At 72.1% G+C, this 23,162-nt stretch carries 20 protein-coding genes; 15 read left to right on the top strand and 5 right to left on the bottom strand.

The features are described from left to right. Positions 1-32: 32 nt before the first annotated feature. The 4 genes from AB0K60_RS26485 to rfbD all read left to right on the top strand — a co-directional run bounded on the left by AB0K60_RS26485 (position 33) and on the right by rfbD (position 4,552). Positions 33-1,559 (top strand): sugar transferase, encoded by a 1,527-nt coding sequence (locus tag AB0K60_RS26485; protein WP_364060467.1) that lies wholly within the window; start codon positions 33-35, stop codon positions 1,557-1,559. Between the two features lies 1 nt (position 1,560). Continuing rightward, entirely contained in the window at positions 1,561-2,628 is a 1,068-nt protein-coding gene (locus AB0K60_RS26480) for a glucose-1-phosphate thymidylyltransferase (protein WP_364060464.1), read from the top strand. Between the two features lie 89 nt (positions 2,629-2,717). Further along, on the top strand, positions 2,718-3,662 hold the full coding sequence (gene rfbB / locus AB0K60_RS26475; protein WP_364060461.1) for a dTDP-glucose 4,6-dehydratase: 945 nt from the start codon (positions 2,718-2,720) through the stop codon (positions 3,660-3,662). Next, positions 3,659-4,552: a dTDP-4-dehydrorhamnose reductase gene (gene rfbD / locus AB0K60_RS26470; RefSeq protein WP_364060458.1), complete on the top strand. Its 894-nt coding sequence runs from the start codon at positions 3,659-3,661 to the stop codon at positions 4,550-4,552. Before rfbB ends, rfbD begins: the two co-directional genes overlap by 4 nt. A gap of 128 nt (positions 4,553-4,680) precedes the next feature. Here the strand turns inward: rfbD and rfbC are convergent, their stop codons facing one another. Beyond that, the gene (rfbC, locus tag AB0K60_RS26465) at positions 4,681-5,289 is read right to left on the bottom strand and encodes a dTDP-4-dehydrorhamnose 3,5-epimerase (RefSeq protein WP_364060455.1); all 609 of its coding nucleotides are present in this window, start codon (positions 5,287-5,289) and stop codon (positions 4,681-4,683) included. Positions 5,290-5,399: 110 nt separating this feature from the next. Between rfbC and AB0K60_RS26460 the strand changes: the two genes are divergently transcribed. From AB0K60_RS26460 to AB0K60_RS26425, 8 genes are all read left to right on the top strand, one after another. Continuing rightward, the gene (locus AB0K60_RS26460; RefSeq protein WP_364060452.1) at positions 5,400-6,629 is read left to right on the top strand and encodes a class I SAM-dependent methyltransferase; all 1,230 of its coding nucleotides are present in this window, start codon (positions 5,400-5,402) and stop codon (positions 6,627-6,629) included. Beyond that, positions 6,626-7,408, top strand: a complete 783-nt coding sequence (locus tag AB0K60_RS26455; RefSeq protein ID WP_364060450.1) for a sugar phosphate nucleotidyltransferase — start codon at positions 6,626-6,628, stop codon at positions 7,406-7,408. Before AB0K60_RS26460 ends, AB0K60_RS26455 begins: the two co-directional genes overlap by 4 nt. Next, a complete protein-coding gene (locus AB0K60_RS26450) occupies positions 7,405-8,103 on the top strand; it encodes a PIG-L deacetylase family protein (protein WP_364060448.1) in 699 nt (232 codons plus the stop codon). Before AB0K60_RS26455 ends, AB0K60_RS26450 begins: the two co-directional genes overlap by 4 nt. 5 nt (positions 8,104-8,108) lie before the next feature. Continuing rightward, positions 8,109-9,137 (top strand): SDR family oxidoreductase, encoded by a 1,029-nt coding sequence (locus tag AB0K60_RS26445; protein WP_364060445.1) that lies wholly within the window; start codon positions 8,109-8,111, stop codon positions 9,135-9,137. Then, on the top strand, positions 9,134-10,486 hold the full coding sequence (locus AB0K60_RS26440) for a DUF4910 domain-containing protein (protein WP_364060442.1): 1,353 nt from the start codon (positions 9,134-9,136) through the stop codon (positions 10,484-10,486). The genes AB0K60_RS26445 and AB0K60_RS26440 overlap by 4 nt, the downstream gene beginning before the upstream one ends. Positions 10,487-10,491: 5 nt before the next feature. After that, positions 10,492-11,679 carry a hypothetical protein gene (locus AB0K60_RS26435; RefSeq protein ID WP_364060439.1) on the top strand — a complete coding sequence of 396 codons (1,188 nt, stop codon included), beginning with the start codon at positions 10,492-10,494 and terminating at the stop codon, positions 11,677-11,679. Continuing rightward, positions 11,676-13,322, top strand: coding sequence for an oligosaccharide flippase family protein (locus AB0K60_RS26430; RefSeq protein ID WP_364060436.1), 1,647 nt, complete (start codon positions 11,676-11,678; stop codon positions 13,320-13,322). The genes AB0K60_RS26435 and AB0K60_RS26430 overlap by 4 nt, the downstream gene beginning before the upstream one ends. A gap of 120 nt (positions 13,323-13,442) precedes the next feature. Further along, a complete protein-coding gene (locus AB0K60_RS26425; protein WP_364060433.1) occupies positions 13,443-14,327 on the top strand; it encodes a glycosyltransferase family 2 protein in 885 nt (294 codons plus the stop codon). A gap of 14 nt (positions 14,328-14,341) precedes the next feature. On the opposite strand, the gene AB0K60_RS26420 is transcribed toward AB0K60_RS26425, so the two are convergent. Then, positions 14,342-15,721: an acyltransferase gene (locus AB0K60_RS26420; protein ID WP_364060430.1), complete on the bottom strand. Its 1,380-nt coding sequence runs from the start codon at positions 15,719-15,721 to the stop codon at positions 14,342-14,344. Between the two features lie 609 nt (positions 15,722-16,330). Here AB0K60_RS26420 and AB0K60_RS26415 point away from each other — a divergent pair. After that, positions 16,331-17,479, top strand: a complete 1,149-nt coding sequence (locus tag AB0K60_RS26415; RefSeq protein WP_364060427.1) for a hypothetical protein — start codon at positions 16,331-16,333, stop codon at positions 17,477-17,479. 103 nt (positions 17,480-17,582) lie between these two features. On the opposite strand, the gene AB0K60_RS26410 is transcribed toward AB0K60_RS26415, so the two are convergent. Then, a complete protein-coding gene (locus tag AB0K60_RS26410) occupies positions 17,583-18,464 on the bottom strand; it encodes a DUF6492 family protein (RefSeq protein ID WP_364060424.1) in 882 nt (293 codons plus the stop codon). A 379-nt stretch (positions 18,465-18,843) separates the two neighbouring features. Here AB0K60_RS26410 and AB0K60_RS26405 point away from each other — a divergent pair, with 379 nt between their 5' ends. Continuing rightward, positions 18,844-19,635, top strand: a complete 792-nt coding sequence (locus AB0K60_RS26405) for a hypothetical protein (protein WP_364060421.1) — start codon at positions 18,844-18,846, stop codon at positions 19,633-19,635. Then, positions 19,632-21,020: an O-antigen ligase family protein gene (locus AB0K60_RS26400; protein ID WP_364060418.1), complete on the top strand. Its 1,389-nt coding sequence runs from the start codon at positions 19,632-19,634 to the stop codon at positions 21,018-21,020. The genes AB0K60_RS26405 and AB0K60_RS26400 overlap by 4 nt, the downstream gene beginning before the upstream one ends. On the opposite strand, the gene AB0K60_RS26395 is transcribed toward AB0K60_RS26400, so the two are convergent. Both AB0K60_RS26395 and AB0K60_RS26390 read right to left on the bottom strand, forming a co-directional pair. Beyond that, positions 20,975-22,144: a hypothetical protein gene (locus AB0K60_RS26395; RefSeq protein WP_364060415.1), complete on the bottom strand. Its 1,170-nt coding sequence runs from the start codon at positions 22,142-22,144 to the stop codon at positions 20,975-20,977. The two genes, AB0K60_RS26400 and AB0K60_RS26395, sit on opposite strands and share 46 nt — an antisense overlap. 62 nt (positions 22,145-22,206) lie before the next feature. Next, positions 22,207-23,160: a phosphatase PAP2 family protein gene (locus tag AB0K60_RS26390; RefSeq protein ID WP_364060412.1), complete on the bottom strand. Its 954-nt coding sequence runs from the start codon at positions 23,158-23,160 to the stop codon at positions 22,207-22,209. Positions 23,161-23,162 lie beyond the last annotated feature (2 nt).

The following is a 23,162-nucleotide window of genomic DNA, read 5'->3' as shown; positions in this document are numbered from 1 at the left end:
GCATGGTTCTGACCACAGGGTGGGGAAGTGGCATGAGGGTGGGGTTGGAGGCGCGCGCGGCCACGCGCCTCAGAGGTGACCCGAAAACGCCGTCGAGTATTTGGACGCGCGCTTATGCGCGGGTTTTAGTTCTGGGCGACGTCGCCTGCGCGATGATCGCCTGCGAGGTGGTGCTCGGTACGCGATTATGGCTGGGGGCCTTCATCCCCTGGCCGGAGGTGCTGTTCGGTTTCGGCCTCGCCGCGGCGTGGCCCGGCGCGCTGGGCATGGCCGGCGCGTACGGCAAGCGGGTGCACGGCGAGGGGTCCGACGAGTTCCGCGCGGTCTTCAACGGCGGCGTGAGCCTCACCGCCGCGGTGGCGATCGGCGCGTACGCGACCCAGACCCTGCTCGCGCGCAGCTTCGTGATGGGCATGATGCCGCTGGCCACCCTGCTGACGCTCGTCTTCCGGCATCGCATGCGACGACGCCTGCACCAGCGCCGGATGGAAGGGGAGTACATGCGCCGCGTCGTGGCCGTCGGGCACCGCGAGTCCGTCATGGACCTGGTGATCCAGTTCCGGCGGCAGCCGTACCACGGGATGAACGTGGTGGCGGCGTGCCTGCCCCCCGGACGGGTGCCGCCGGACGGCGAGGCCGGCGTGCCCCCCGAGGCGGAGCCCGGGACGGGACGCGACGCGATGGCGGACGTGCGGCTGGACATCGACGGCGTGCCGGTGCTCGGCGACTTCACCCGCGTGGCCGAGGTGGTCGACAAGGTGTCGGCGGACGCCGTCGCCGTGCTCGCCTGCCCGGAGCTGGACGGCGCCGCGCTGCGCCGCCTCGCCTGGAGCGTGGAGCCCAAGGGCACCGACCTGTTCGTCGCCCCCGCGCTGATGGACGTGGCCGGGCCGCGCACCAGCATCCGCCCGGTGGCCGGCATGCCCCTGCTGTACGTCGAGCACCCGGCGTTCGACGGCATGCGCGGCATGGTCAAGAGCGTCTTCGACAAGGTGGTGGCGGTGCTCGCGCTGGCGGTGCTGGCGCTGCCCATGCTGGTGATCGCGATCGTGATCCGTTCGACGAGCCCGGGGCCTGCGCTGTTCCGGCAGACCCGGATCGGCCGGGACGGGCGCGAGTTCCAGGTGCTGAAGTTCCGCACCATGGTCGCCGACGCCGACAAGCTGAAGGACACGCTCGCGGACGAGAACGAGTCCGACGGGCTGCTTTTCAAGATTAGGAACGATCCAAGAGTGACCCGCGTCGGCGCCTACCTGCGCCGTTACTCGATCGACGAGCTGCCGCAGCTGCTCAACGTGCTGCGCGGCGAGATGTCCCTGGTGGGCCCCCGGCCGCCGCTGCCGGAGGAGGTCGCCCGCTACGGCAGCGACGTGCGCCGCCGCCTGGTGGTCAAGCCCGGCATGACCGGCCTGTGGCAGGTCAGCGGCCGCTCGGACCTGAGCTGGGAGGAGTCGGTACGGCTCGACCTGCGGTACGTGGAGAACTGGTCGCTCATCCTGGACCTGCAGATCCTGTGGAAGACCTGGGGCGCGGTGACCCACGGGGAAGGGGCCTACTGACGTGAAGGCGCTCGTCCTCGCGGGCGGTTCGGGAACCCGGCTGCGGCCGATCACCCACACCTCCGCCAAACAGCTCGTGCCGGTGGCGAACAAGCCCGTGCTCTTCTACGGCCTGGAGGCCATCGCCGCCGCCGGCATCCGCGACATCGGCATCGTCGTCGGGGACACCCACGCCGAGATCCGGGAGGCCGTGGGCGACGGCGCCGCCTTCGGCCTGCGGGCCACCTACCTGCGCCAGGACGCCCCGCTCGGGCTCGCGCACGCGGTGCTGATCGCCCGCGACTACCTCGGCGACGACGACTTCGTCATGTACCTGGGCGACAACTTCATCGTCGGCGGCATCGCCGACATCGTCGCCCGGTTCGCCCGCGAGCGGCCCGCCGCCCAGATCATGCTCACCAAGGTCGCCGATCCCCGCCAGTTCGGCGTCGCCGAGCTGGACGCCGAGGGCAGGGTGATCGGGCTGGAGGAGAAGCCGCTCGAACCCAAGAGCGACCTCGCCCTCGTCGGCGTCTACCTGTTCACCCCCGAGGTGCACGAGGCGGTGGCCGGGCTCACCCCGTCGGGGCGCGGCGAGCTGGAGATCACCGACGCGATCGGGTGGCTGATCGCGTCCGGGCGGCGGGTGGAGTCCACGATCATCTCCGGGTACTGGAAGGACACCGGCAACGTCGAGGACATGCTGGAGGTCAACCGGCTCGTGCTGGAGTCGGTCGAGCCGCGCGTGGCCGGGCGGGTCGATGCCGCGAGCCAGGTGATCGGCCGGGTGGTGATCGAGCCGGGCGCGGTGGTGGAGCGCTCGCGCATCGTCGGCCCGGTGATCGTCGGCGCGGGGGCGCGGATCGCCGACAGCTACGTCGGGCCGTTCACCTCGGTCGCCGCCGGATGCCTGATCGCCGACAGCGAGATCGAATATTCGATCATGATGCCGCGCGCCGCCATCTCCGGGGTTGCCCGCATCGGGGCCTCCCTCATCGGCCACGACGTCGAGGTCACCCGCGCCCCCGGCACGCCGCGCTCCCACCGATTGGTGCTCGGCGACCACAGCAAGGTGCAGATCAGCTCCTAACCCCGGCCATCCCCTCCGGCCGCCCCTCACCACAACGGCATATCCCCCTTGTCAGGAGAACCCCCCATGAGAATCCTGAAAGGCCGAGCATGAAGGTCCTCGTCACGGGCGGGGCCGGATTCATCGGCTCGCACTTCGCCCGCGCCCGGGTCGCCGCCGGAGACACGGTCACCGTGCTCGACCGGCTCACCTACGCCGGCAACCTCGCCAACCTGGAGCCGGTGGCGGGCCGGCACGACTTCGTGCACGGCGACATCTGCGACGCCGGGCTGCTGGCCCGGCTCGTCCCCGGGCACGACCTGGTGGTCAACTTCGCCGCCGAGACGCATGTGGACCGCTCCATCGACGGCGCGGCCGAGTTCGTGCGCACCAACGTGCTGGGCACGCAGACGCTCATGCAGGCGTGCCTGGAGGCGGGCGTGCCCCGGGTCGTGCAGGTGTCCACCGACGAGGTCTACGGCACGATCGACGAGGGGTCGTGGACCGAGGAGTCGCCGCTGCTGCCGCGCTCGCCGTACGCGGCGGCGAAGGCCGGGGGCGATTTGATCGCGCAGGCGTACGCGATCACCCACGGGCTGCCGGTGTCGATCACCCGCTGCGGCAACAACTACGGCCCGCACCAGTACCCCGAGAAGATCATTCCGCTGTTCGTCACGAACCTGCTGCGCGGGCGCAAGGTCCCCCTGTACGGCGACGGCGGCAACGTGCGCGACTGGATCCACGTCACCGACCACTGCCGCGCCATCGACGTGGTCGCCAGCCGCGGCGAGCCCGGCCTGGTCTACAACATCGCGGGCACGGCCGAGCTGACCAACCGGGAGCTCACCAAGCGCATCCTGGCCGCCCTCGGGGCCGGCTGGGACATGGTCGAGCACGTCCCCGACCGCAAGGGCCACGACCGGCGCTACTCGCTCGACGACTCCCGGCTGCGCGCCCTCGGCTACCGGCCCGAGATCGGCTTCGACGAGGGCCTGGCCGAGACGATCGCCTGGTACGTCGACAACCCGGCCTGGTGGCGGGCGGCGGTCCGATGAGATGGCTGATCACCGGGGCGCACGGCATGCTCGGCGCCGAGCTCGTCGCGCACCTGCGCACGCTCGCCGGCGAGCAGGTGGCCGCGCTCGACCGGGGCCGCCTGGACGTGCGCCTGCCGGGGCCCGTCGCCAGGGCCATCGACCTGCACCGGCCGGACGTGCTGGTCAACTGCGCCGCGTGGACGGCGGTGGACACCGCCGAGGAGTTCGAGGCCGACGCGCTGGAAGTGAACGGGCACGCGGTGCGGGTGCTCGCCGAGGCGTGCGCGAGGCAGGGCGTCCGGCTCATCCAGCTGTCCACCGACTACGTGTTCGACGGGGCGGCGCGGGAGCCGTACCGGGAGGACGCCCCGCCGAACCCGGTGGGCGCGTACGGGCGCGGCAAGCTGGCCGGGGAGCGGGCGGCGTTGGAGCACGGCCACCACGTGGTGCGCACGGCCTGGCTGTACGGCGCGCACCGGGGCAACTTCGTGCGCACCATGATCAGGCTCGCCGGGGCGCGCGACACCGTCGCCGTCGTGGACGACCAGGTGGGGCAGCCGACGTGGTCGGCCGACCTGGCCGCCCGGATCGTCGACCTCGCCCGCGCCGACGCCCCGCCGGGCGTCTACCACGGCACCAACGCGGGCCACACCACCTGGTACGGCTTCGCCCGGGAGATCTTCGCGGCCCTCGGCCTCGATCCCGGCCGGGTCCGGCCGATCAGCACGGCCGAGCTGTCCCGCCCCGCGCCGCGACCGGCGTACAGCGTGCTCGGCCACGACGGCTGGGCCCGCGCGGGGCTGCCGCCGATGCGGCACTGGCGGGAGGCGTTCCACGCCGCCTGGCCCCACCTGCGCCCACCCGACGAGGTCCCGGCGGACGCACGGCGGACGGGGGCGGTACGATGATCTTCCAACCGACGATCTCGCATCCGCTGATCTCGCATCCGCTGATCTCGCAACCGTGGCCGGTGGTTGAGCGGCCGACGGTTCCGTGCCCGACGGCTCCCCGCCGGGTGAACCGGGCGGTCCCCTCCCTATCCCTGGCGAGGGCGGCCGCGCAGCTCGCGGTAGAAGTCGACGCAGGTCTGGTACGCCGGAAGCAGCCCGGCCGCCCGCGCCTCCTCCAGCGAAGGGGCCTTGGCGTCCTTGTCCGACAGCACCGGCTCGACGTCCAGCGGCCAGTCGATGCCGACCTCGGGATCGAGCGGATGGATGCCGTGCTCGCGCTCCGGCGTGTAGGGCCGGGAGCACAGGTACGTGACCGTCGCCTGGTCGCTGAGCGCGAGAAAGGCGTGCCCGAGCCCCTCGGCGATGTAGAGGCCGCGCCGCGAGACGGCGTCGAGCCGTACCGCCTCCCAGCGGCCGAAGGTCGGCGACCCGGTGCGCACATCCACCACCACGTCGAGGATCGCCCCCGACACGCAGGTGACGTACTTGGCCTGCCCGGGCGGCACGTCGGCGAAGTGCACGCCGCGCAGCACCCCTCGGGCCGAGACCGAGCAGTTGACCTGGGCGAGGTCGAGCCCGTGCCCCACCGCGTCGTGCAGTTCGGCGGCCCGGAACGCCTCCCAGAACATGCCCCGAGGGTCGGTGTGGACGCGGGGTGTGTAGCACCAGGCACCGTCGATGCCGAGGGGATCCATGGGCCGAAGCATGCCACAACGACCACCCACCCCACGGACATTTCGCCCGCTGACCATCCGGTTACCACCAACCCACCCATGTGCCCCCTTCATCGAGCAGGGAGTGACCTGTGACGTTATGTCGGTTATGTGGCTCGACGAACCTGTCGAGCGTCGTCGATCTCGGCGCGACGCCGCCGTGTGAGAGCTTCCTCACCGCCGAGCAGCTCGACGAGCCCGAGGTGACCTACCCCCTGCACCTGCGGGTCTGCGCCGACTGCCGCCTGGCCCAGCTCCCGCCGCTGATCACGCCGGAGGAGACGTTCACCGAGTACGCCTACTTCTCCTCCTACTCGACGAGCTGGGTGGAGCACGCCCGCCGGTACGTGGACGAGACGATCGCGCGGCTCGGCCTGTCCGGCGACGCGTTCGTGGTCGAGGTCGCCAGCAACGACGGCTACCTGCTGCGGCACGTGGTCGAGCGCGGCCTGCGCTGCCTGGGCGTCGAGCCGGCGGCGAACGTCGGGGCGGCGGCGCGCGAGCGCGGCGTGCCGACGCTCACCGCGTTCCTCACCCCGCAGACCGGCGCCGCGGTGCGCGCCGAGCACGGCCCCGCCGACCTGGTGGTCGCCAACAACGTGTACGCGCACATCCCGGACGTGGTGGGCTTCACCCAGGGCCTGCGCGCGCTGGTCGCCGACGACGGCTGGGTCTCGATCGAGGTGCAGCACCTGCTCACGCTGATGGAGCTCAACCAGTTCGACACGATCTACCACGAGCACTTCCAGTACTACACCGTCGCCTCCGCGCGACGCGCCCTGGCCGGCGGCGGCCTGACGCTCGTGGACGTCGAGACGCTGCCCACGCACGGCGGCTCGATCCGCCTCTGGGCCCGGCCCGAGGGCGCCACGGACGGCGAGCCGAGCGCGCGCATGACCGCCGTGCTCGACGCGGAGAAGGCCGCCGGGCTGCATGACGCGTCCGGATACGCCGGGTTCGCCGCCCGGGTCGCCCGGGTGCGGCGCGAGCTGCTGGGCTTCCTGATCGAGGCGGCCGAGCAGGGCCGCACGGTCGTCGGGTACGGCGCGCCGGGCAAGGGCAACACCCTGCTCAATTACTGCGGCGTACGCCCCGACCTGCTGCCGTACACGGTGGACCGCAACCCCTACAAGCACGGCAGGTTCACCCCCGGGGCGCGCATCCCGATCCTGCCGCCCGAGCGCATCGCCGCCGACCGGCCCGACTACGTGCTGGTCCTGCCGTGGAACCTGCGCGAGGAGCTCGTCGCCCAGCTCTCCTACGTGCGGGACTGGGGCGGTCGCCTGGTGTTCCCCATCCCCGGTTTGGAGGTGATCTCGTGAAGGTCGTCCTGTTCTGCGGCGGCTACGGCACCCGCATGCGCTCCGGCACCCCCGGCGACGTGCCCAAGCCCATGCAGCTCGTCGGCCCCCGCCCGCTGATCTGGCATGTGATGCGGTACTACGCCCACTTCGGGCACAAGGAGTTCATCCTGTGCCTGGGGTACGGCGCGCACCACATCAAGGAGTTCTTCCTCAACTACCAGGAGACGACCTCCAACGACTTCGTGCTGCGCGAGGGCCGGGTCGAGCTGCTGTCCACCGACATCTCCGACTGGTCGATCTCGTTCGTGCAGACCGGCATCTCCTCCCCGATCGGGGAGCGGCTGCGCCGGGTCCGCGACCACCTCGACGGCGAGGAGATGTTCCTCGCCAACTACGCGGACATCCTCACCGACGCGCCGCTGCCGCAGATCATCGAGCGGTTCTCCGCGTCCGACGCGGGCGCCTCGATGATGGTGGTGCCGCCGCCCGGCACCTTCCACTGCGTCGACGTGGGCGAGGACGGCCGGGTCGGCGCGATCGTGCCGGTCGCCGAGATGCCGCTGTGGGTCAACGGCGGCTACTTCGTGCTGCGCCAGGAGATCTTCGAGCACATCCCGGAGAACGGCGACCTCGTCGCCGACGGCTGCGCCCAGCTGGCCAAGCGGGGGCGGCTGCTCGCCTACCGGCACTGCGGCTACTGGCGGCCGACCGACACCGTCAAGGAGCGGCTCGCGCTGGACGAGGCGTACTCGCGCGGGGATCGGCCGTGGGCGCTGTGGGAGCGGGTGGGCGCATGATCGGGCTTCGGCCGTACCGGCGGGAGGCGAACGGGCCGGGCACCGACGCGGCGGGCGGGCGAGGGCTGCGGGCGATCGCCGCGCTCGCCGCGCACTGCGACGACCTCGCGATCGGCGCGGGCGGCACGCTGCTGACAGTCTGTGCGAGCCATCCGGGCATCCGGGTGGACGCGCTGGTGCTGTCCGGCGGCGGCACCGAGCGCGAGGACGAGGAGGCGGCGGCGCTCGCGGACTTCTGCCCGGGGGCCGACCTGCGGCTGACCGTGCTCAAGCTGCCCGACGGCCGGCTGCCCGCGCACTGGGACGAGGCCAAGGCGGCGGTGGAGGAGCTGCGCGCCCGCACCGACCCCGACCTGCTGCTCGGGCCGCACCCCGGCGACGCCCACCAGGACCACCGGGGACTCGCGAAACTCGTGCCGACCGCGTTCCGCGACCATCTCGTGCTCGGTTACGAGATCATCAAGTGGGACGGCGACCTCGGCCGCCCCTCCGTCTACCAGCCGCTCGATCCGGACGTGGCCGAGGCGAAGGTCGCGCTCCTCGAACGGCACTACCCCTCACAACGTGGACGCGCGTGGTACGACCGCGAGGCGTTCCTCGGGCTGGCCCGTATCCGGGGCATCGAGTGCCACGCCCGATACGCCGAGGCGTTCCACGTCGCCAAGCTCACGCTCGACCTGAGATCAGGAGGCTGACCCACATGCGCGTGCTGCTCACCGGGCACCAGGGCTACCTGGGCACGGTCATGAGCCCGGTGCTCGCCGCGGCCGGACACGAGGTGATCGGCCTCGACTCCGGCCTGTTCGCCGACCGCGTGCTCGGCCCTGTGCCCCACGACCCTCCGGGGTTCGCCGTGGACCTGCGGGACGTCACCCCGGACATGCTCGCCGGGATGGACGCCGTGATCCACCTCGCCGCGCTGTCCAACGACCCGCTCGGCGCGCTCGCCCCCGAGCTCACCTACGCCATCAACCACCACGCGGCGGTACGGCTCGCCCGCCTGGCCCGCGACGCCGGCGTGCGCCGCTTCCTGTACGCCTCCACCTGCTCGGTCTACGGCGCCTCCGGCGAGGACCTGGTCGATGAGGACGCGCCGCTGCGGCCGGTCACGCCGTACGCGGTGTCGAAGGTCCGGGTCGAGGACGACCTGGCCGAGCTCGCCGACGACGACTTCAGCCCGGTGTTCCTGCGCAACGCCACCGCGTTCGGCTTCTCGCCGCGGCTGCGCGCCGACATCGTGCTCAACAACCTCGTCGGGCACGCGGTGCTCAGCGGCGAGGTGCGGGTGCTGTCGGACGGCACGCCGTGGCGCCCGCTCGCGCACGCGCTGGACATCGCCGAGGCGTTCCTGCTCGCGCTCGACGCGCCGCGCGAGGCGGTGCACGCCACCGCGTTCAACGTGGGCACGGAGCAGAACAACCTCACCGTCGCCGAGATCGCCGCCGAGGTGGTGGAGGCGGTGCCCGGCTCGCGCCTGGTCATCACCGGCGAGACGGGGGCCGACCCGCGCTCGTACCGGGTGGACTTCTCCCGCATCCGGCGCGCGCTGCCCGGGTTCGCCCCCCGCTGGACGGTGAAGGCCGGGGCGGTCGAGCTGTACGACGCCTACATCGGGTTCGGGCTGACCAGGCACGGCTTCGAGCGCGACTTCACCCGGCTGGCCCGGCTCGCCGACCGGCGTACCGAGGGCGGCGTGGGCGAGGACCTGCGGCCCCGGGAGGGGGCGTGAGCGGGAACCCGAGCGCCGCGAGCGTCCCGGGCGTCCTGGGGGCCGCCGAGGAGCCGGGGGAGATGCACGCGCTGGTGGAGCGGCTCTATCCGTTGTGCCGCAGCATCACCGGCGACGGCGTGCGCCGTACCCTGGAGATCATCTCGGCGGAGGTGCCGCTGGAGGTGCGCGAGGTGCCGACCGGGACGCCGGTGCTCGACTGGACGGTGCCCAAGGAGTGGAACATCCGCGACGCCTACGTCAAGGACGCGTCGGGGCGGCGGGTGATCGACTTCAACGCGTGCAACCTGCACGTGGTCGGCTACAGCGTGCCGGTGGCGGCGGTGCTGCCGCTGGCACAGCTGCGCGAGCGGCTGCACACGCTGCCCGACCAGCCCGATCTCATCCCCTACCGGACGAGCTACTACGCCGAGACCTGGGGCTTCTGCCTGAGCGCGAACGCGCTGGCGGCGCTGCCCGACGGCGACTACGAGGTGCGGATCGACTCCACGCTCGCCGACGGGCACCTCACCTACGGCGAGCACGTGGTGCCCGGCCAGGTCGAGGACGAGGTGCTGGTCTCCTGCCACGTGTGCCACCCCTCGCTCGCCAACGACAACCTGGCCGCGATCGCGGTGGCGACGCGGCTCGCGCGGCGGCTCGCGGCCGGGACCGACGGCGCGGGCGGGGGGCGGCCGTGGTACACCTACCGCTTCCTGTTCGCGCCCGGCACGATCGGGGCGATCACCTGGCTGGCGCGCAACCGCGACCGCGTCGAGCGCGTCAGGCACGGTCTGGTGCTCGCCTGCGCCGGGGATCGGGGCTCGCTCACGTACAAGCGCAGCAGGCGCGGCGACGCCCCGATCGACCGGGTCGCGCAGTACGTGCTGCGCTCGTCCGGGCGGCCGCACACGGTCGTGGACTTCTCGCCGTACGGCTACGACGAGCGGCAGTACTGCTCGCCCGGGTTCAACCTGGGCGTGGGCTCGCTCACCCGCACCCCGTACGGCGGATATCCGGAATATCACACGTCGGGGGACAACCCGGACTTCGTGACCGAGGAGGCGATGCGCGACACCCTCGACGCCTGCTGGGAGATCATGCGGATCCTCGACCGCGACCGACGCTACGTCAACCTCAGCCCGTACGGCGAGCCGCAGCTCGGCCGCCGCGGCCTGTACGACTCCCTCGGCGGGCGAAGCGACACCAAACAGGCCCAGATGGCGATGCTCTGGGTGCTCAACCTGTCCGACGGAGAGCACGGCCTGCTCGACATCGCCGAGCGGTCCGGCCTCCCCTTCGATCTCGTGGCGGACGCGGCGCGGGCGCTGTGCGACGCCACCCTGCTGGAACCGGTCAAACAATGGTAGAAGTCATGCCGCGGCGCACGGGCGGCCTCGGCCTTCGCGTCGGCGACGTCGTGGAGGTCCGCAGCGAGGAGGAGATCCTCGCCACCCTCGACGAGAAGGGCGAACTGGACGGCCTGCCCTTCATGCCGGAGATGCTGAGGTTCTGCGGGCGGCGCCTCACCGTCCACAAGGTGGCGCACAAGCTCTGCGACACGATCAGCCGCAGCGGCCTGCGCCGCATGGACAACGCCGTCCATCTCACCGGCGCGCGCTGCGACGGCGCGTTCCACGGCGGCTGCCAGACCGCCTGCTCCCTCTACTGGAAGGAGGCCTGGCTCAAGCGTGTGGAGCCGGGGCAGGACCTGTCGCCCGGGGGCCGGGCGGCGGAGGGGGTGAACGGGGTCCCGCGTCCGGCGACGGCCGTGACGCCGCCGCGGCCGTCGGTCCCGGCGCCGGGGAGGGATTCGGCGGGGCGGTCCGGCCAGGCCGGTGCCCCCAGTGCCTCCGGCGCGCCCGGCGACCTCGCGGCGGGCCGGCAACTGCTGCCCCTGCTGGAGGCCGCCACCCGCAAGGAACCCGGGCCGGACGGCGAGGAGCGCTACTCCTGCCAGGCCACCGAACTGCTCCGCGCGGCCCCGGTCTGCCTGCCGTTCCGCGACGTACGCCAGTACGTGACGGACGTGCGCACCGGCAACGCCGGCGTGCTCGCGACGCTGCGCGGCATCCTCATCGGCCTGTTCAACCGGTACCAGCACCTGAGCACGCGCGTGCTGCCCCGGCCGCTGCGCATCAAGGGGGGCCTGCGCTGGGGGTTCGTCAAGGGCGGCGCGACCGGCCCGACCCCGAGCGCCCGCCTCGACCTGCGGCCCGGCGAACTGGTCCGGATCAAATCCAAGGAGGAGATCCTCGCCACGCTCAACGCGGACCTGCTCAACCGCGGCATGGGCTTCGAGGAGGAGATGGCCCGGTACTGCGGCCGGACCGCCCGGGTGGTGGCCCGCGTCGATCGCTGCATCGACGAGCGGACCGGCCGGATGCTGCGGATGAAGAACCCCTGCATCATCCTCGACGGCATCGTCTGCGCGGGCGTCTACAACCTCAACTGCCCCCGCGAGTTCGTCCCGTTCTGGCGGGAGATCTGGCTCGAACGCGTTCCCGAGCCCGGCCGTACGGCCCGGCCCGGCGGCCCCGATGCGGCGCGAACCGGCCGATGAGCGCCGAGATGGGCCACAACGAGAGCGCCGCCACGGCCGGGGACGCGTCGGCGACCACGGACACGGCGGGGGTGGCGGCCACGGCGGGGGTGGCGGCCACGGCGGGGGTGGCGGACACGGACGCGGACGCGCCGGCGGCCGGGGACCCGGCGGCTGGAGACGCCGCGTCCGGCGCGGTGGGCGCGATCGGGCGCAAGGCCGGGCGGGGGCTGCGGTGGAGCCTGCTCGGCAACGTGGTGATGAAGGCCGGGTCCTTCATCGTGAGCCTGGTGCTCGTGCGGCTGCTCGCGCCCGGGGACTTCGGCGTCTACGCGGTCGCGCTCGCCGCGACCCAGTTCGTGATGACGATCAAGGATGTCGGGATCATCGCGGCGACCGTGCAGTGGCGGGGGCGGCTGGAGGAGATGGCGCCGACCGCGACCGTGCTGGCGCTGGTGTCGGCGACCTCGCTGTACGGGGTGTTCTGGGTGGGCGCGCCGGCGTTCGCCGCGATGGCCGGCACCCCGGACGCCGCCCCGGTGGTGCGCATCCTCACCGCGGTGATCCTCGTGGAGGGCTTCACCGCCGTCCGCAGCGGCGTGCTCATGCGCGAGTTCCGGCACGACCGGCTCACCGGGGCGATCCTGGCGGGCTTCGTGATGAACGCCGCCGTGGCGATCACGCTCGCCGCGGGCGGGGCCGGGCCGTACAGCTTCGCCTGGGGGCAACTCGCGGGGGCGGTGGTGACCGGCGTGCTGATATTCGTGTCGGCCGGGGTGCCGTTCCGGCTGCGCGTGGACCGGGCGATCGCCGTGCGGCTGCTGCGGTTCGGCCTGCCGTCGGCGGCCGGGACCGGCCTGGAGGCGGTGCTGCTGAACGTCGGCTACGTCATCGTGGGCGCGGTGCTGCACAAGGAGCTGCTCGGCTTCTACCTGCTCGCGTTCAACGTGTCGAGCTGGGTGCCGGGGCTGGTCGGGACCGCGATCCGCTACGTGTCGATCCCCGGGTTCTCCCGGCTGGCCGAGCGCGACGACCAGACGCTGCAGCGCGGCGTGGAGCGCTCGGTGCCGCTGCTGGTCGCCGGCGTGCTGCCGATCGCGGTGCTGATGGCGGTGCTCGCGCACTCGATCGTGGTGTTCCTCTATGGCGTGGAATGGGAGATGTCGGCCGGGGTGCTGCGCTTTCTCGCGGTGCTGATGCTGGTGCGGATGCTGACCTCGTTCGCGTTCGACATCCTCACCTCGCAGGGCGCGACGCGGGCCACGGTCTGGATGAACGCCGGGACCGGCGTCGCGCTCGTGCCCGCGATCTTCGTCGGGGCGCACCTCGGCGGCATCCGCGGGGCCGCCATCGGGCACGCGGCCTCCGCCGCCCTCGTCGCCCTTCCGCTGGCGGTGCTGGCGCTGCGCCGTACGGGGGTGCGCCTCGGCCCGATCCTCCCCGAGTTGCGCCGCCCGCTGCTCGGCGGGCTGGTCTGCGGCGTGCTGGCGCTCGCGCTGTCGGCGCTGGTGACGGGGCTCACGGGCGGCAACCCGTTCGTCGAGCTGTGCGTGGCGGGCGGCGGCGGTCTGCTCGCCTACGTCCTGGTCATGGTGCCGCGCGTCACGCTGGTCGCCGCCCTGGCACGGCTCGGCGGCCGGCTCGCCGCCGCCCGCTCACGCTGACCGTCCACGGCTGACCGTCCACGCCGACTGTCCACGCCGACTGTCCACGCCGACTGTCCACGCCGACTGTCCACGCTGACCGGCACCCCCCATCGCCTCGTACCGTTTCGTGAGGAGTTCATGGACACGACCTCCGGCCCCCTGGTCTCGATCGGCCTGCCGGTGCGCAACGCCGCCGACCGGGTGGAGAACGTGGTCCGCTCGGTGCTCGCCCAGGACCACGGCCACATCGAGCTCGTCATCTGCGACAACGCCTCGACCGACCAGACCGAGCAGGTCTGCCGGGACCTGGCCGCCGCCGACGAGCGCGTCGTCTACCACCGGCAGCCGCGCAACATCGGCCTGCTGAACAACTTCATCGCCGCGATCCGCCTGGCCCGGGGCGAGTACTTCCGCTGGATCGGCGACGACGACAGGCTGGAGCCGCACTACGTCTCCCGGCTGCTGCGCGAGTTCGCCGCCGACCCCCGGCTCATCCTCGTCACCAGCAAGGTCGCCTACACCGGGCCCGACGGCACGGTCGCCACCGGCGACTACACCGGCACCGCGCTGCGCTCGGACGATCCGGTCGAACGCTTCGCCGAGATGCTGCGGCTGCTCAACGAGAGCCACCTGATCATCGACCCGCTCTATGGCATGGTACGGCGCGCCCCCGTGGCGGCGGTGCCGCGCCGCAACATGCTGCGCGAGGACGAGGTGTTCGCCGCCAAGCTCGCCCTGGCGGGTCCGTGGGGCCACGTGCCGGAGGTGCTCGCCCACCGGCACTGGAAGCTGGAGCGCATCGGGGTGGTGGCCCGGCGGCTCGGCGTACCGTCCTGGCAGTCCCACTTCTCCAACACGCTGCAGTTGCGCGAGCTGCTGGGCTGGATCCGCGCGGCCGACCTGACCGAGGCGCAGCGCCGGCGGGCCAGGGCTGCCGTGTACCGCATGTACGCCCGGCGGCAGCGGCGTACGGTGAGCCATCGCAGCCGCAAGCTGCTGCGGATGGCCGGGCTCGCCCGATGAGCCCGGCCACGGGCTCACGGCTCGTTCGCCGCCGGACGGGCCTTGCGCCGGGGCAGGCGGGCGCGGATCGCGGCGCGCAGCGCGGTCCAGCTTCGGTGGCGCTGGAAGGGAAGCTCGAAGACGGCGGCGAAGGCCCAGGCCACCGCGATCGTCAGGGGCGCGGACAGGGCCAGCGTGGTGAGGAACGCCGGCACGCCGGGGGTCACGCGCGGGGCCACGATCAGCTGGGCCATGATGACGACGAACGGCGCGTGGGTCAGGTAGAGGCTGTAGGAGAACGAGCCGAGCCGGCGCAGCGGGCGCAGGTCGAGCAGGCGCACGAGCCATGCCGGGCGGCCCGTGGCGAGGGCCGCGAGCAGCAGCGCCACGCAGGGGCCGAGCGCGAGATCCACCCAGAAGAAGTTCTCGACCGTCCAGACGGACCCCTGGACCACGATCAGCGTGACGGCGGGGACGGCGGTGGCGAGCGCCAGCCACGGCAGGAGTGCGTGGTATCGCTTCGGTCTTCCCGCCCGCCCGGCGGGCTCGGCCGCGTCACGGGCCAATGTGGCGGGGCCGGGGGCGATCGGGTTTTGACCGAGGTCGCTCGGTCCGGGATGACCTGCGGCGACGTCGCTCATGCGGTCCGCATCGAGCCGGTTCGGCGAGGGGCGGTCGGCGGCGAGGACGACCGTCGCCACGACTCCGGCGGCGAACAGGGCCGCGAACTGCGGGGTCAGCCGCATCAGCAGGTCCACGGCGGGCACGTACGGCGCGAGCGCGCCGACGGCGACGACGATCGCGGTGACCGCGCCGAGCATGACGGCCGCGCCGTACCTGGCCAGGACCAGGAGCATGGCGGGGAAGGCCAGGTAGAGCTGCGCCTCGATGGCGATGGACCAGAAGGCGCCGTTGGGGCTGGGCGCGCCGAACAGGTCCTGCGTCAGCAGGCCGTACACCAGGACCGACTTCGCCGTGGGCGGGCCCTCGCCCGGCTGCGGGATCACCGTCCACGCGATCACCAGGCTGAGCGCCAGCGCGGCCCAGTACGGCGGCAGGATGCGCCATGCCCGTCGCTGGGCGAACCGGCCAAGACCGCCCAGCCGCCACCCGGAGCGGGCGGGCGACACCGCGAGCGAGAAACCGGACAGCACGATGAACACCACCACCGCGAAGTGCCCGTAGAGCAGCCACCCGGCCCAGCCCGGACCCGTGTCGCGCGGATACCCCGGAAAGGACAGCAACCAACAGTGGTGCACCATCACGAACAGCGCGGCGACGCCGCGTATGCCGTCGAGGCAGGCGAGCCTGGCGCGGTGCCGCGCCTCGCCGCCGGCGAATGTGCTCGCGGCCCGCGCCGCCGGCTGCGTCGCGTTGGGGCGGGCCGCCCGGTGCACCCGGCGGGGAAATCGCATTCCTGAGATGGTCCTTGTGTTCGAAACGGGTACGGCCGGCCCGTCGCCCGCCTCGGCGGAGTCGGCGGAATGCGAGAAGCCGCTTTCTTCGGGAAGCGGAGGAGTCACTCACTCTCCCTGGTGGTCGGAGGATGTCCGCGTGCCGTGGCGGGAGGGCGCGAATCCGGCGCCCTGCCGGGTCACGCGCGCAGCGTCCGTGCGCTCGCCGGAGGCGACGTCCGTACGATCTGGTGAACAGTGGTCAACCGGTGGACTTCCTTCCCGTGTCGGAGTGCCTGCGGCATTTGCGTGTTCGCCCGTGCCGAGCGCCGGAGTGCCGGTGCGGGACGGATCGCGACGTCCGGGCGACGTTTCGGACGCCCTCGGGGTCTATCGTCATCCGCTTGCCGGACGTAACATCCCAGGTGGGATGTCAAATGCGTAACAGCGGCTTCGCAATGCGCGGTCGTTCATATAGTGTTTTGCTCAGGGGCCGCGCCCCGAAACCTTTGCGGAGGCAGGAAGGGCATGGATTTCTGGAAAGGCGTTCTTTTTCTGGTCAGAAAGAAGTCCGTCGGCCCTCCGATGATTGCGCTCTCAATCATCATAGCCGGGCTGGTTTATTTTCTGTTGCCCACCGTTTATGTCTCGACGGCCTCCATGGTGCTCACCGCTCCGGCGACGGGGGGCACGCTGTCGCAGGATCCGACGAAGCCGGGTGGGCTGACCAACCCGCTGCTGCAGTTCAATGACGGGTTGCGGACCACCGCGGGCATTCTCATCCTGGCGATGAACGCGCCTGACATCATGGCCGAGCTCGGCATCGTGGACGGGGGGCCGACGAGCCTCGTCATCAACGACGGCCGGACCAACCCCGAACTGCTGGGCATCAGCACCAACGGCCCGTTCATCTACGTGGAGGCCGAGAGCACCTCGGCCGCCGCCGCCCGGGACACCACGATCCGGGCGAAGAAGCGCATCCAGGCCGAGCTGGTCGCGCGGCAGCAGGCGCTCCGGGCGCCGAGGTCGACCTACATCTGGATGGCCGACGTGGTGCCGCCCTCCACGCCCGAGCCGAAGCTCTCCGCCAAGTTCACCGCCGCCGGGGCCGCGCTGGTCGTGACGCTGGTGGCGGGTTTCGGTCTCGCCTACGCCGTCATCCAGATCAGAGCGGGCCGCGCGGGAGGGAAGAGCTCTTTGCCCGTTCGGTCCCCTGTGACCGAGGCGTCCGAGGCGCCCGACCCGCAGGCCGTTCACGCTTCCGCGCATGCCGACCCGGACGCCGACCGGGATGTCGGTCCGGCCCGGAGGGCGGACGCCTCCCGGGCGGAGGCCCCCACGACGGACATGACCGCTCCGGCGCCGGACGCGGCCGATGGCTCGGATCCGGCCGACGAGCCCGGTTCCGCGGGGGAGCCGTCCGAGCCCGTCATCACGACGGTCATCCGCAGGTCCGAATGGCCGGAGCCCGTGTCCGACGAGCCCGCCGCAACGACGAGGAGGCGGGGCGACGCGGCCGGGGAGCCCGACGGGGCGAAGGACGAGGCCGAGCCGGTCGCCACGGACCGCGCGCCCGGCGCTTCCGACGATCCGGACGACTGGGAGGAGACCGCCGCCTGGAGCGACGACGCCACCCGGGAGCTGCGTGCTCGTCTCACCGGTGAGGACGGCGACGCGGACGGCCGCGACGGCTCCGACCCGGCGAGCCCGGCCGAGGACTCCTATGTGGTCGTCGTGCCCGGCAGGGCGGACCGGGACGGCTCCCGGGGCCATGCCTGACCTCTCGTCGCCTGACCTCCGATCGCCCGACATCCGGTCCGCGCCGGCGGGCGGTCCGCCGCCGACCCGCCCGCTCCGGGGTGGCCCCGAACATCCGGGACGGTCAGTCGGCGGCGGCCAGGGTGGTGGCGTAACGGTTGGCGGCGAGCCGTACGTCGTCGGAGGTCTTCGACTTGGCGGAGATCATCATGGCGACCGCCTCCGGGGGCAGCCTGTCGGCGAAGGCGATGGCCTCGTCGAGGCCGAGAGGGCTGCGCTTCCAGTTGTTGTGGCAGATCGAGATGTCGCCGGGCGGGCGGGTGCCGGGGGAGCTCAGGACCTCGTCGACGAACACGCCGTACAGGATGAACTCGGAGATGTGCAGTTGCGCGTTGAAGGCGTCGATCCAGTTCATCCCGGTCGTCTCGGTGATGTGTCGCTGCATCGCGCGGACGATGGCCGGATCCCAGAAGTTCAGCGGGGTGACGTAGTCGGGGAGCGGGGGCGGCGGCGCGGGAGGCAGGCCGAGCAGCTCGCGGGCGACCCGGTGCCAGATGACGTGGCGCTCCATGTCGGCGGTGACGCCGTTCTCCTCCCGGTACAGGCACAGCCGGCCGTCGGAGACGAAGCGCTTGGCGGTGGTGGGGCGGACCAGCACCACGTCCGAGTCGATGATGAGCACGACGTCCACGTCGAGTCGCGCGGCCGCCTCGATCTTGACGGTCTGCTGCATCACCCAGCCGCGCAGCGGCGGCCAGGGCCGCCGGACGTTGACGTACACGTCGGTGAGCGGCGGACGGAGGTAGTACGAGGGCAGGATGTCCGAGCGCGTGTAGACCCGGCAGCGCGGACCTTCGAACTGGGTGAACAGGTGCTTGTCCCGTGCCGGTACGTAGACGTGGTGAATCGTGTCCTCGGGGGTGAATTCAAGCACCGATCGGTGCAATTCCGGAAACATCGCCGCGTCGCCTCGGTAGCACGGCGTGAGCACGGCCATCTCACTCATGATCGGCTTACTCCGGTTCCGCGGTGCCGACCGGCGTCACCGGCGCGCTCGTCCCCGCAAGCGGTGACGGGCGGCGACGACGGCGCGTATCCGCAAAGGTATATGGGGGATTTATAGCGAGAAGTCATAGCGGGAGATTGACGTCGGGAGGGTGTATGGTCAGGGAAGGCGACTTGGCGTCCACGGGCATCCTATTGCAATATCTTCATCGGCCGCCGTAACGCACGACAAGGGTTAGGGCGATGTTCCACGGAAAGCCCGGCGTCAGGCGTGAAGCAGTTCGACGTCGCCGGTTCGCATGGTTTGACAAGGGTTCAGCGGCGGGTTCAATGGCGGGCCTCGTTCTCGGCGGGCCGCCGTCCGGCTCGGAAGGAAGCACATGGACTTCTGGGGGACGGTTCTCGTCCTGTTTCGGCGGTGGTATATCTCTCTGCCGGCCTTCGCCCTTTCCGTCGCCGCCGCGTTCGGCGTCTACTCCACCATTCCGGTCGTCTACGTTTCGAACGCGGTCCTGGTGCTCACCACCCCGACGACGGGCGGCACGGTCGCGGCCGATCCGAGGATCCGTAGCACGCTGATCAATCCGATGCTCAACTTCGAGCACGGCCTGAGCGTGTCGGCCTCCATCCTCATCGCGGCCCTCGGCACCCCCGACGTGGCCCGCGACCTCGGCGTGAGCGAGGGCGGCGACACCGAGTACCAGGTGACCAACGGCAGCAGCAACCTGGAGTCGCTCGCCACCGGCCCGCTGGTGTTCGTCGAGGCGAACAGCACCAGTCCCGAGAAGGCGTCGCAGATGGTGCGGCGCGTCATCCAGCGGGCGCGACTCGAACTGGACATCCGCCAGAAGGCGGTCAACGCGCCCAAAGGCACGTACATCAGCATGTCCGAGGCGGTACCCCCCACCACGCCGCGTCCCCAGCAGGGCCGCCGGATGCGCGCCACCGCCGCCGCCCTGGGGACCGGCCTGATCGCCTCCCTCACCGCGACCTTCGCCGTCGAGAGCCTCCTCGGCCGGCGACGCCGATCCCGCTCCTTGGCGCACGGCCCCGCACTCCCCGGACCGCGCCCGCCCGCGCCCGCGCAATCCCCGGTCACGGAATCCCCGGTTGCGCAATCCCCGGTTGAGAGCCCGGTCGCGGTCGCGTCGAAAACCGGGGCCGAGGCGTGACCGCCGCGTCGTCGCCGGGCCGTACGCGGTCGGCGGGCCGTACCCGCGCGGGGGGAGAGGCCGTCGCCGGGGTCGTGCGCCGCCGCGCGGACGGCGCGACCGTGGCCTGCCTGTTCGCCGTGGTGCTGCTGATCGTCCCGGCCCGGCTGGTCTTCCGCTACCTGCCCCTGTCCCTCACCCCGGCCAACGTGATCAGCCTCATCGCCGCCCTGTGCTGGCTGTTCGCGCAGTTCACCACGACCCTGGGCATGGCGAAGGGGCGCAACCCGGTCCGCACCGCGTTGTTCGCCCACATCACCGCGACGATCGCCACGTACGGCGTCGCCACCTACGGCTACCTGCCGAGCGACGAGCTCAACCTGGCCGACCACGCCCTGGTCCTGATCGTGGCCGTGGTCGGCCTGGCCCTGCTGGTGTGCGACGGCGTGCGCGACGCGAACCGGCTCGACTTCCTGCTCAAGTGCGTCGTGACCGCCGGAGCGATCGTGGCGGTGATCGGCGGATTCCAGTTCGTGCTCGACCTGGACCTCACCCGCTTTCTGCGGCTGCCGATCCTGGAGTACACCTCCGCGGACGCGTTCGTGCTCGAACGCTCCGACCTGCGCCGGGTCGCGGCGACGACCGGGCACCCGATCGAGTTCGGCGTGGTGTGCGCGATGCTGCTGCCGATCGCCGCCCACTACGGCTTCCAGGCCCGCGAACGGGCCGAGCCCGCGCTGCGCTGGTGGGCGTGCACGGCCCTGATCGCGATGGGCCTGATGTTCTCGGTGTCCCGCTCGGCGATGCTCGGCCTGGTCGGCGTCGGCGTGGTGCTGCTGCTCGGCTGGCCCGCCCGCCGCCGCCTCCAGGCGATCGCCGTCACCGGCGGCTTCCTCGTCGCGGTGTGGCTCCTCGTGCCCGGCCTGCTCAGCACGTTCTACGGCCTGTTCGCCAACCTCGGCGCCGACGACAGCATCCGCTACCGCACCCACGACTACGCCGTCGCCGCCGACCAGATCGCCCGCCACCCCTGGCTCGGCCGCGGCCTCGCCACCTGGTACGCGCCCAAGCACCAGGTCTTCGACAACCAGTACATCCTGTCCGCCGTCGAGACCGGCCTCATCGGCGTCATCGTGATCGTCGCCATGTTCCTCACCGCCGCCTACGCGGCCCTGCGCGCCCGCCACCTCAGCGCCGACCCCGCCACCCGCGACCTGGGCCTGTCACTCGCCGCCGCCCTGACCGTCCCCCTGATCGGCATGGCCACCTTCGACCTGTTCTCCTTCGCCACCGTCACCGGCGTCACCTTCCTGCTGATCGGCGCCTCCGGCGCCCTCCTGCGCGCCGTACATGGGCCGGGTCAGGTGGCGCAGGGGAGGGGGCCGACGGTCGAGGTGATGCGGTAGTCGTCGTCGATGGTCACCAGGGTGTTGCCGGACCATTCGACGGTGGCGCAGTCGGCCTCCACGGGGCCGTAGACCCAGGACCTGTCCACCAGGCGGTTGTCGCGGACGACGGCCCTGCCGCTGACGTTCTTCACCTGGATGGAGTACGTGCCGCCCATGACGAGGTTGCGGGTGACGGTGACGTCCTCGGCCTGTTCGTCGGTGATGAAGATGGGGGCGGTGATGTCCTTGGCGAAGCGCTGGTCGACGGTGTTGTGGTCGAAGACCAGGCCCTTGCCCGCGAGGTAGGTCTGGATGCCGTCGGAGTGGTCGCCGGGGTTGGAGCAGAGCCGTACGTAGGAGTCCCTGATCTCGATGTCGTCGCCGGAGGCGTGGAAGCCGTCGCCGTGGCCGCGGATGTGCACCCGCTCGGCGGTGAAGCGGGCCTCGCCGACGCCGGGGGCGGTCAGGCAGCCCTTGGGCGGGCCGACGGTGGAGTCGGCGATGGTGAAGGAGTAGCGATGCAGCTTGTACTCGTTTGAGAGGCTGCCGTCGATGCGGCTGTTTCTGATGACCACGTCGTCGGCGACGATCAGCAGGTCGCCGGGGATGTGCACGCCGTCCAGGACCGTGCCCCGTTCGGTGACGCGGTAGGCGCCCCCCTCGTTGAGGGCCAGCCTGGTCAGCCGGGTGCCGGGCGGGACTCCGGTGCAGGCGGGGGTCGGGTGCCCGGGGCAGCTCCTGCCGTCGGGTGGGCGCTTCGCCTCGGTGTCCTCGCCGCCTTGGGTCGCCGGTGGCGTCGGCTCGGGGGTGGGGGCCGGGGTGCCGGCGGAGGCGGAGGGGCTGGGAACGGGGGACGGTGCGCCGGAGGAAGGGGGGTCGCCGGTCGGCGGGGAGGCAGGGTCGAGGTCGCCGTCCGGGGTCGCGGTGGGGGCGGACGGCGCGGCCACGGGCGGGGCGGGGGAAGAGGAGACCGTGATCCACAGCGCGGCGAGGGCGGTGGCCGTGAGGACGGCGACCGCGAGCCCGATGGCCACCGGCGCGGACGGGCGTGGGAGGAACGGGACGAACCGGAGACGGGGGCGTGGCCGTGCGGGGTCGTCCTGCGAATCGTCGGCGTGGTGGGGCTGGTGCCTTGGCGACATTTGTCCGACCTCCGGTCCATCGCGATGTGCCGAGCCCTGACCGATCATGTGCCGCCGCTCGATTATCGCTGGTCAAGGCGCAAACGCCTATCGGCTTCGGGGATTTTCTCGAGGCCCAACCGCCGCGTTCTGTCGCTGATAGGGGTGGATTCCACGCTTTCGGGAGGCCCGGCGGCCGATGGCACGTGGGCCGGAGCCCGGGCGGGGGCGGGTGGCGACGTCCGCGGCGGGGCCGGGGCCGCGAAGTCGGCCGTGCCGAGCAGGGCGAGCAGGGCGAGCGCGGTGAGGCAGCCCCCGGCCAGCGCGATGGCCCATCCCGTGGTGAGGATGTCCTGGCGTACGGCCGCGATCGCGAGGGCCGCCGTGGCCGTCAGGGCGTACAGGGCCGCCGACAGTATTCCGCCGACGCGGCCCGGGGCCGGGGGCGCCTGCCGTACCCGCCCGTGCCGGGCCAGCAGGATGAGCGCGGCGCAGGTGCAGGCCAGGGTGATGAGCTCGCTGCCGATCGTGTCGCTGGGGCGGTGCCAGTTGCCGGTCACCGTCGCCACCGCGATGCCGATCCCCCACAGCGAGCCGAGGAAGACCGCCGCCACCCGTGCCCGGTACGGCGCGACGAGCGCCAGGCCGCACATGACCGAGATCGCGATCGTGGTGTGGCCGCTGGGGAAGCTCTGGTTCTCCCGATGGACGCCCGAATCCAGCAGCAGCGGACGCACCACCGCGAGCTTGACGAACTCCGTGACGACCACGGAGGCGACGATCAGTCCCGACGAGGTCACGGCGAGCAGCGGCCGGCGGCGCACGATGCCGATCGCGAAGACCGCGACGACCGCCCCCGCCAGCGAGAACACGCTGATGTGCGCGAGCGCGTCCAGCGCGACCCGGGCGCGGGGGCCGGTGGACACGGCCAGGTAGGCGTCGAGCACCGCGTCCTCGAGGAGCTGCCCGCGCCGCGTGCACACCGCGAGCGCGTACACCAGGCACAGGAGCAGGACGCACGCGCCTCCGGCCGCCACGG

Origin of the sequence: Thermopolyspora sp. NPDC052614, from assembly GCF_040678635.1 — a bacterium.
Taxonomy (GTDB): Bacteria; Actinomycetota; Actinomycetes; order Streptosporangiales; family Streptosporangiaceae; genus Thermopolyspora.
The sequence above is the reverse complement of the archived record's forward strand: the minus strand, read 5'-3'. Positions and strand labels throughout refer to the sequence as shown.